The 6,570-nt window shown below is 67.9% G+C and carries 6 protein-coding genes; all 6 read left to right on the top strand.

Features of this window, described 5'->3' with window-relative positions:
* Window positions 1–1,035, top strand: a 1,035-nt coding sequence (locus ACK42S_RS14260; RefSeq protein ID WP_409708847.1) for a glycoside hydrolase family 5 protein, incomplete at its 5' end; no start/stop codon positions are given.
* A 233-nt stretch (window positions 1,036–1,268) separates the two neighbouring features.
* Window positions 1,269–2,516: an ABC transporter substrate-binding protein gene (locus ACK42S_RS14265; RefSeq protein ID WP_409708850.1), complete on the top strand. Its 1,248-nt coding sequence runs from the start codon at window positions 1,269–1,271 to the stop codon at window positions 2,514–2,516.
* 40 nt (window positions 2,517–2,556) lie between these two features.
* Window positions 2,557–3,552, top strand: a complete 996-nt coding sequence (locus tag ACK42S_RS14270; RefSeq protein WP_409708853.1) for a carbohydrate ABC transporter permease — start codon at window positions 2,557–2,559, stop codon at window positions 3,550–3,552.
* Window positions 3,553–3,564: 12 nt separating this feature from the next.
* Complete coding sequence (locus ACK42S_RS14275; protein WP_409708856.1) at window positions 3,565–4,410, top strand: carbohydrate ABC transporter permease; 846 nt, start codon at window positions 3,565–3,567, stop codon at window positions 4,408–4,410.
* Between the two features lie 37 nt (window positions 4,411–4,447).
* On the top strand, window positions 4,448–5,758 hold the full coding sequence (locus ACK42S_RS14280) for a GH1 family beta-glucosidase (protein WP_409708859.1): 1,311 nt from the start codon (window positions 4,448–4,450) through the stop codon (window positions 5,756–5,758).
* A gap of 1 nt (window position 5,759) precedes the next feature.
* Window positions 5,760–6,570: ABC transporter ATP-binding protein (locus ACK42S_RS14285; RefSeq protein WP_409708862.1), on the top strand; the 811-nt coding region annotated here is incomplete at its 3' end.

Genomic DNA, 6,570 nt, shown 5'->3' on the forward strand with positions numbered 1-6,570 from the left:
GCCCGGGCCTTCTCCTTCGACCAAGCGCCGCAGGCGCGCGCCGAGAGCTGCAACCGCCTGCTGGCGCGCAGTATCAATTTCGGCAACATGCTCGAACACGCCCGCGAGGGCCTGGCGGGGCCGATGCTGCGCGACGAATTCGTCACCCTCAGTGCGCAGGCCGGCTTCACGGCGATCCGCCTGCCCATCCGCTGGGACGCGCGGGCCAGCCACCAGCCTCCCTATGCGATCGCGCCGGCGTTCTTCGAGCGCGTCGATGGCGTGATCCGCCTGGCCCAGTCGCACGGCCTGGCGGTGGTCCTAGACATGCACCATTACGCGGCCATGATGCTGGAGCCGCAGGCCGAGCGCGGGCGCTTCCTCGCCCTGTGGCGTCAGGTGGCCGAGCACTACCGCGACGCACCGGCCACGGTGATGTTCGAGCTGCTCAACGAGCCGCACCGGGAGCTGACCCGCGCGCGCTGGAACGAGGCCCTGGCCGCCGTGCTGCCGGTGGTGCGCGAGAGCAATCCCCATCGCACGCTGATCATCGGCGGGGGCGACTGGAACGCCGCCGACGCCTTGGCCGACCTGGAGCTGCCGGCCGACGACCGCAACATCATCGCCACCTTTCACTACTACGAGCCCATGGCCGTGACCCACCAGGGCGCCGAATGGGTCAGCGGGGCGGGTGCCTGGGTGGGCACCACCTGGCGCGGCACGCCCGGGCAGATGGCCAGGCTGCGCGCCGACTTCGACCGCGTGCAAGCCTGGGCGAGGACGCATCGCCGGCCCGTCTTCCTGGGCGAATTCGGGGTCTATTCGCGTGCCGACGAGGCCACCCGCATCGCCTGGACCGCGGCCGTGCGCCGCGAGGCCGAAGCCCGGGGCTTCTCCTGGGCCTATTGGGAACTGGCCTCGAGCTTCGGCATCCTGGAGCCGCTCACGCTGACCTGGCGGCGCCCCCTGCTGGACGCGCTCTTGCCGCGCCCGGGCGGCGACGGGGGGACTGGGACTTTCCCTGGTTACCGGGATGAAACCACGGGGCAGCGTTGACAACGTTTTCAGTGACTGCTGAAATGCATCCGCTCTGAAAACGGTTTCATATCTTCTTCGAGGCGTGCACCCCCGGTGTTCCCCACGCCCCGAAGGACGGTGCGGGTCAGGGCGGCTGCGAAGGGGCGTCTGGCGGGTGTCCTCCGAGGCGGTCCCCGTGGATGTACAGGTGTTGTTAATGAAAACGATGCCATCCTGGCATCATCGGGCCCAAGGGGCGAGGAGACGAGACGATGAAGACGCTGTGGACGCCGCTGCTGCTGGCAGCGGCCATGGGCTGGGGCGCAACGGCATCGGCGCAGACGGTGACGCTGACGGTGGCCTCCTTCCCGGACCTGGACCGGGGCATCAAGCTGGCCATCCCGCTGTACAAGAAGATCCATCCGAACGTGGAGATCAAGCTCACCAGCCTGGCCTACGCCGACCACCATACCGCGATGACCACGGCCCTGGCCACCGGCGCCGGCCTGCCCGACGTGATGGCCATCGACATGGGCTTCATCGGCAAGTTTGCTGAAAGCGGCGGCATGGAAGACCTGAGCAAGCCGCCCTACAACGCCGGCCAGTTCCGCGACCAGGTGGCGCGCTTCACCTACCCGCTGGCCATGAGCGGCCAGGGCGTGATGGTGGGCATGCCGGTGGACATCGGCCCCGGCGCGCTTTTCTATCGCAAGGACCTGCTCGACCGGGCCGGCGTGAGCGAGGCCGAGCTCACCAAGAGCTGGGAGTCCTACATCGAGTCGGGCAAGAAGCTCAAGGCCGCCACGGGCGCCTGGCTGCTGGCCAGTGCGGTGGACATCAAGGACATCTACATCCGCTCCAACCTGAAGGACGGCGAGGGCATCTACTTCAACAAGCAGGGCCAGCCCACCATCAACAACGAGCGCTTCCGCAAGGCCTTCGAGCTGGCCAAGGCGGCGCGCACGGCCGGCATCGACGGCAAGATCAGCGCCTGGTCCAACGAATGGAGCGAGGGCTTCAAGCGAGACCGCATCGCCTCGCAGATGATGGGCGCCTGGCTGGCCGGCCATCTCAGCAATTGGCTGGCGCCGGAATCGAAGGGCAAGTGGCGTTCGGCCCATCTGCCGGGCGGGGCCTATGCCTCCTGGGGCGGCTCGTTCTACGGCATCCCGAAGAAGGCGCAGAACAAGCAGGCGGCCTGGGACTTCATCAAGTTCCTCACCACCCACAAGGACATGCAGATCGAGGCCTTCCGAGGCTATGACGCCTTCCCCTCGCTGCTGGCCGCGCAGAACGACCCCTTCCTCGACCAGCCCATCGAGTACCTGGGTGGGCAGAAGGCGCGCCGGCTGTGGAAAGAGGCGGCCGACCGCATCCCCGCGATGAGTGTGGACAAGTTCGACCCGGTGGCGGCCGAGGTGGTGAATGCCGAACTCGAGAAGGTGCTGGAGCAGAACAAGGACATCGGCCAGGCCCTGGCCGATGCCCAAGCCCAGGTGCAGCGCCGCGTGCGTCGTTGAGCAACCCCTTCCTGGCTCTTTCGACTTGGCTCTGGACCCCATGAACCCGAACACCCTGGCAGGCCCCGCGCCGGCGACCGAGCCTGCGCCTGCCGCGACCCCGCGGCCCGCCTGGTGGCGCCGCCCCTGGCTGTCGCGCCGCAGTGCGCCTTATGTCTTCATCAGCCCCTTCTTCCTCCTGTTTGCGGTGTTCGGGCTCTTTCCGCTGCTGTTTTCGGTCTACCTGTCCTTCCACCGCTGGGACCCGGCCGCCGGCCTGGAAGCGATGCGCTGGGTGGGGCTGGAGAACTACGTCTACAGCCTGCGCGATGACGACTGGTTCCACAAGTCGCTCTACAACACGCTGTGGCTGGCCCTGGTGTCGGGCCTGCCGCAGCACCTGGTGGCCCTGCCGCTGGCCTTCTTCTTCCATCGCGTGCTCAGGCGCTCGCGCAACTTCGTCGTGGGGCTGTACTTCCTGCCGTTCATCACCTCCACCGTGGCGGTGTCGCTGGTGTTCTCGTCGCTGTTCTCGCGCGACTTCGGCGTGGTCAATGCCGTGCTCACCTCGCTGCACGACGCGCCGCTGATCGGCTCGCTCTTCCCCGAGCAGAACATCGACTGGGGCCAGCCCGGCTACACGAAATGGATGATCGCCTTCGTGGTGTGGTGGCGCTATGTGGGCTGGAATGCGGTGCTGTATCTGTCGGCCATGCAGACCATCCCGCGCGACCTGTACGAAGCGGCCGAGATGGACGGCGCCGGGCCCTGGCAGCAGTTCCGCCACATCACGCTGCCGCTGCTGCGCCCGATGATCTTCTTTGCCGTCACGCTCACGCTGATCGGCAACCTGCAGCTCTTCGAGGAGCCCTTCATCCTGACCGGCGGCACCGGCGGCATCGACCAGGCCGGCAAGACCGCGGCGATGCACATGTACGCCACCGCCTTCGTGGATGGCGACTTCGGCACCGCCTCGGCCGTGGCCTGGCTGCTCTTTCTGATCATCGCCGCGGCCACCTGGGCCAACCACCGCCTGCTGGGCGGCCGGCGCGACTGAGGAGCCGATCCCATGACCTCCACGCGCACTTTCGCCCTTTCGCCGCAGCGCCTGCTGGCCTATGTCGTCGTCACCATCGGCGCGGCCATGATGCTCGGGCCCTTCTATTTCATGCTCGTGTTCGCCACCCATGGCAACCGAGAGATCCTCTCGATGCCTCCACCCTTGTGGTTCGGCGATGCGCTGCTGGACAACCTGCGCCAGTTGCTCACCAGCCTGCCGCACTTCTGGAAGAACGTGGGCTGGAGCGTCTATATCGCGCTGGCCTCCACGGCGCTGAACCTCTTCTTCTGCTCGCTGGCCGGCTACGGGTTTGCGATGTACCGCTTCCCGGGGCGCGAATGGCTCTTCGGTGCGGTGATGGCCACGATGCTGCTGCCGGCCTTCGTGGGCATGATCCCCACGGCGCTGATCATGAGCTGGCTGGGCTGGATGGATCAGCCGCGCGCGCTCTACATCCCCGGCGCCTGCGGGGCCCTGGGCATCTTCCTGATGCGCCAGTACATCGAGTCGGCCATCCCGCGCGAGCTGATCGACGCCGCGCGCATCGATGGCTGCGGCGAGTTCGCGATCTACTGGCGCATCGTGCTGCCGCTCATCGGGCCCGCGCTGGGCACGCTCGGCCTCATCACCTTCATCGGCTCGTGGAACAACTTCATCGGGCCGCTGATCGTGATCCGCGACATGGAGATGTACACCATCCCGCTGGCCCTGCGCTCGCTGCAGGGCACGGGCCAGATCCCCTGGGGGGCCATCTCGGCCGGCTCGGCCATTGCGGTGCTGCCGTTGCTGGCGCTCTTCATGGTGGCCTCGCGGCGGCTCATCGACGGCCTCACGGCCGGTGCCGTGAAATCCTGAGCGCCGCTGTCGTTTCCAGACCCACAAGGACTCATTCGTGACCTCACTGTCTTTTCCACCCGGTTTTGTCTGGGGGGCTGCCACCAGCGCCTACCAGATCGAAGGCGCCGTCCGCGAGGACGGGCGTGGCCCCTCCATCTGGGACCACTTTTCCCATCAGGCGGGCACCACCTTCCAGGGCCACACCGGCGACGTGGCCTGCGATCACTACCACCGCTACGAGATCGACGTGGACCTGATGGCCGCGCTGGGCCTGCAGGCCTACCGTTTCTCGGTCTCGTGGCCGCGCGTGCAGCCCCTGGGGCAGGGCGCGTGGAACGAGAAAGGCCTGGCCTTCTACGACCGCCTGGTGGACCGGCTGCTCGCCAAGGGCATCGCGCCGCACGTGACCCTGTATCACTGGGACCTGCCCCAGGCCTTGCAGGAGCGCGGCGGCTGGGTGGTGCGCGACACCGCACAGCGCTTTGCCGAGTATGCCGAGCGCATGGGCCGCCGCCTGGGCGACCGCGTCGCGGCGATCGCTACCCACAACGAGCCCTGGTGTACCGCCATCCTGGGCCATGAGGTGGGAAAGTTCGCCCCAGGCTGGCGCGATCCGCAGGCCGCCGTGCAGGTGGCGCACCATCTGCTGCTCTCCCATGGGCTGGCGCTCCAGGCGATGCGTGCCTCGGGGGTGAGGGCCTCCTTGGGCATCGTGCTGAACCAGTCGCCCGCCACGCCGGCCACCGACGGCCAGGCCGACCGCGCCGAAGCCCAACGCCAGTTCGCCGCCTTCGTGCGCTGGTACATGGACCCGCTTTTCCTGAAGCGCTATCCCACGATCGACGGCCGGGCCCTTCATCCGGTTGTTGATGAAAACGATTTCGAGATCATGGCCCAGCCGCTCGATTTTCTGGGCATCAACTACTACACACGCATCTGGGCCTCGACGGCCCAGCCCCCGGTGCCGGCGCCCAAGCGGCAGGGCGAGACCGACATGGGCTGGGAGATCTATCCCGAGGGCCTCACCGAGCTGCTCACCTGGCTGCATCGCAACTACCGCCTGCCGCCGGTCTACATCACCGAAAACGGCATGGCCCATCCCGACCGGCTGGTGGACGGGGCCGTGGCCGACCAGCCCCGCATCGACTACGTGCACGCCCATCTGCAGGCCCTCGCCCGCGCCATCGAGGCCGGCGTCGATGTGCGGGGCTACTTCTACTGGAGCCTGCTCGACAACTACGAGTGGGATTCGGGCTACGGCAAACGCTTCGGCCTGGTGCATGTGGACTACGACACCCAGGTGCGCACGCCCAAGGCCAGCGCGTACTGGTACCGCGATTTCATCGCCTCGCAGCGGAGGACCTGAGATGGCAGCCCTGACCCTGCGCGGCGTGCGCAAGAGCTATGGCCGCGGACTGGAGGTGATCCGCGGCATCGACCTGGACATTGCCGACGGCGAGTTCACCGTCTTCGTCGGCCCCTCGGGCTGTGGCAAGTCCACCCTGCTGCGCATGATCGCCGGCCTGGAAGACATCGACGGCGGCGAGATCGTCCTGGGCGGCGAACGCCTCAATCACGTGCCGCCCGCCCAGCGCGGCGTGGCGATGGTCTTCCAGAGCTATGCGCTGTACCCGCACATGAGTGTGGCCGAGAACATGGGCTTTGCGCTGAAGATGGCCGGCCGGCCCCAGGCCGAGATCGACGCCGCCGTGGGCCGCGCGGCCGAGATCCTGCAGCTCGGGCCGTTGCTGGCGCGCAAGCCGCGCGAGCTCTCGGGCGGCCAGCGCCAGCGCGTGGCCATCGGCCGCGCCATCGTGCGCAAGCCCAAGGTCTTCCTTTTCGACGAGCCGCTGTCGAACCTGGACGCCGCCCTGCGTGTGCAGATGCGCATCGAGCTGTCGCGCCTGCACCGCGAGATCGGCAACACCATGGTCTACGTCACCCACGACCAGGTCGAGGCCATGACCCTGGGCCACCGCATCGCCGTCTTCAACGGCGGGCGCGTCGAGCAGGTGGGCGCACCGCTCGCGCTCTACCAGCGCCCGGCCAACCGCTTCGTGGCCGGTTTCCTGGGCTCGCCGCGCATGAACTTCGTCGAGGGGCTGGCTGCTGACACCGGCACCGGGCTTCACCTGCAGGTGCACGGGGCCGGCGCGGTGCCGCTGCCGGCCGGTGCGG

The organism is Caldimonas sp. (assembly GCF_046289365.1).
Lineage (GTDB): Bacteria > Pseudomonadota > Gammaproteobacteria > Burkholderiales > Burkholderiaceae_C > Caldimonas.

Coding starts and splice junctions, on each gene's coding strand:
- ACK42S_RS14265 (WP_409708850.1), top strand. CDS start 1,269: ATGAAGACGCTGTGGACGCCGCTGCTGCTGGCAGCGGCCATGGGCTGG.
- ACK42S_RS14270 (WP_409708853.1), top strand. CDS start 2,557: ATGAACCCGAACACCCTGGCAGGCCCCGCGCCGGCGACCGAGCCTGCG.
- ACK42S_RS14275 (WP_409708856.1), top strand. CDS start 3,565: ATGACCTCCACGCGCACTTTCGCCCTTTCGCCGCAGCGCCTGCTGGCC.